The sequence below is a fragment of the Acinetobacter sp. AKBS16 genome, from assembly GCF_002899995.1.
Classification (GTDB): Bacteria; Pseudomonadota; Gammaproteobacteria; order Pseudomonadales; family Moraxellaceae; genus Acinetobacter; species Acinetobacter baumannii.
Window position 1 is genome coordinate 12,088 of record NZ_POYH01000070.1, and the last position, 2,709, is coordinate 14,796.

A 2,709-nucleotide genomic window follows, 5' to 3' on the forward strand; every position below is an offset into this window, starting at 1 on the left:
CGCAAAAAACTTATATTACTAATACAGGTGTATCACAAGACAAACTTAGACTGGTGCTGATCGGAAATGGTTTGGCAGGGATGCGTTGTCTGGAAGATTTACTTGATATGGCACCAGACCGTTATGAAGTTACGGTGATTGGTGAAGAACCGTGGGGCAACTACAACCGTATTATGTTGTCTCCGGTTTTATCGGGTGAAAAAACCATTGAAGACATTATGTTGCATCCACCGAAGTGGTACGACGATAAAGGCATTAAATTTATTGCTGGTGATAAAGCCGTAAAAATTGATCGTCCCCGTAAAGTGGTTTACACCGAAAAAGGCCAGACAGTTGATTATGACCGTTTAATTCTGGCGACAGGTTCAGCACCGTTTATTCCGCCAGTTCAAGGTGTTGACTTAAAGGGCGTGTTAACTTTCCGCGATATTTATGACGTTAACACCATGATTGAATACTGTGGTTCAAAAACTAATGCAGTCGTGATTGGTGGCGGTTTGCTGGGTTTAGAAGCTGCCTATGGTTTAAAGCAACGTGGTATGAATGTCACGGTATTGCATTTAATGGACCGTATTATGGAACGCCAACTTGATGGGCGTGCGAGTCAATTACTTCGTCATAGCATTGAGCAAAAAGGCATTCATATTATTACCGAAGCCAATACCGAAGCGTTAATTGGTGACGAAAACGGCCATGTCAAACAAATTCGTTTGAAAGATGGCACAGTGTTAGATGCTGACCTTGTGGTGTTTGCTGTAGGTATCCGTCCGAATATTGCTTTAGCGCAAAGTGCAGGATTACGTTGTAATCGTGGTGTATTGGTGAATGACACCATGCAAACATTTGACCCAAGTATTTATGCCGTGGGTGAGTGTATTGAACACCGTGGTCAAACTTTTGGTTTGGTTGAACCACTGTGGGGGCAAGCTTTTATTTGCGCGACGCATTTGGCTGAACACGGCAGCTTAACTTTTAAGGCACCAACCGTACCAACTCAGTTAAAAGTCAGTGGTGTCGATGTATTCTCGGCGGGCAATTTTGAACCGAAAGATGATTATGAAGACATTATCCTGAACGATGAAAAACGCCAGATTTATAAGCGTATTATCATTCAAAACGATCGGGTAATCGGTGCAGTATTGTTTGGAGATACTGAAGATGGCATGTGGTATGCAGAGTTAATTGCAGATCAAACTCCTGTTTCTTCATTTAGAAATAAGCTGCTATTTGGTCGAGATTTTGCATTAAAAAATGCAGGCTAAATAGGGAAAGGAGCAGTTATGAATAGTATTCCAAGCGTTGAAATCGATAGCTCCGACCATGTTGCAAAAACAACTAAAACAACATGTCCATATTGCGGTGTAGGTTGTGGTGTTAGTGTAAACGTTCAACAAAAACCTCAAGGACCTGTGGTGCAAGTTGAGGGGGATGCTGAGCATCCTTCCAACTTTGGGCGCTTATGCATTAAAGGTAGCCGACTTGCGGATACTTTGGGGTTAGAAACACGTCTACTTCAACCGATGTTTGGCCGTAAGCCACTTCGGACTGTAACCACATGGGATGCAGCAATCAATAAAATTGCCGATAAATTCCAGTCTTGTATCGATCAATATGGTCGTGACAGCATTGCATTTTATGTTTCAGGTCAGCTTTTGACTGAAGACTATTATGTGGTGAACAAGTTTGTAAAAGGCTATTTGGGCACTGCAAATATCGATACCAACTCACGTCTTTGCATGTCATCTGCAGTGGCAGGTCACAAACGTAGTTTCGGTGAAGATATTGTGCCTGCAAGTTATGAAGATTTTGAACATGCAGATATGGTGGTTTTGGTTGGTTCCAATACCGCATGGTGCCATCCTGTGCTGTATCAGCGGATTATGCAGGCTAAAAGCCACAATCCAGATATGTTTGTTGTGGTGATTGACCCACGTTTTACCAGTACTTGTGAGCAAGCGGATTTACATTTACCGATTTTACCGGGCCAAGATGTCGCATTGTTCAACGGTCTATTCCAATATTTATATCAAAATGGTCATGCCGATCAGGCCTTTGTGGATGCCTATACTGAAGGTTTGCAAGAGGTTTTGGTAAGTAGTCAGCAAGAAACGGATATTGCCTATGTTGCCAAACGCAGTGGTATTTCTTTAGACAAATTACAGCAGTTCTTTGAGAAGTTTGCGCAGACTGAAAAAGTAATCACGCTATTTTCAATGGGTGTGAATCAATCAAGTCAGGGTGTGAATAAGGCCAACAGCATTATTAACTGTCATTTATTAACAGGCAAAATTGGAAAGCTCGGTGCTGCACCATTTTCAATGACAGGCCAGCCCAATGCTATGGGGGGGCGAGAAGTGGGTGGCTTAGCTAATATGTTGGCTGCCCATATGGATTTAGATAATCCCTTGCACCAAAAAGTAGTGCAAACCTTTTGGGACAGCCCATTTATTGCAACTCAAGCTGGCTTAAAAGCTGTTGATTTGTTCCGTGCTGTTGAAGCTGGAAAAATTAAAGCCATCTGGATTATGGCAACCAATCCGGTGGTAAGTTTACCAGATGCCGATCAGGTGAAACGTGCTTTAGAGAAATGCGAATTGGTTGTGGTGTCAGATATCTGTGCCGATACCGATACTACGGCTTACGCCGATGTGTTACTTCCAGCTTTAGGTTGGGGTGAAAAGGACGGTACAGTAACCAACTCCGAACGCC

At 42.9% G+C, this 2,709-nt stretch carries 2 protein-coding genes; both read left to right on the forward strand.

All coding sequences use genetic code 11. The annotated features are described in order from the left end of the window. On the forward strand, positions 1-1,262 hold a 1,262-nt coding region (locus C1642_RS12875; protein WP_228153870.1), incomplete at its 5' end, for an NAD(P)/FAD-dependent oxidoreductase. Positions 1,263-1,280: 18 nt separating this feature from the next. Then, positions 1,281-2,709: molybdopterin-dependent oxidoreductase (locus C1642_RS19345; RefSeq protein ID WP_228153871.1), on the forward strand; the 1,429-nt coding region annotated here is incomplete at its 3' end.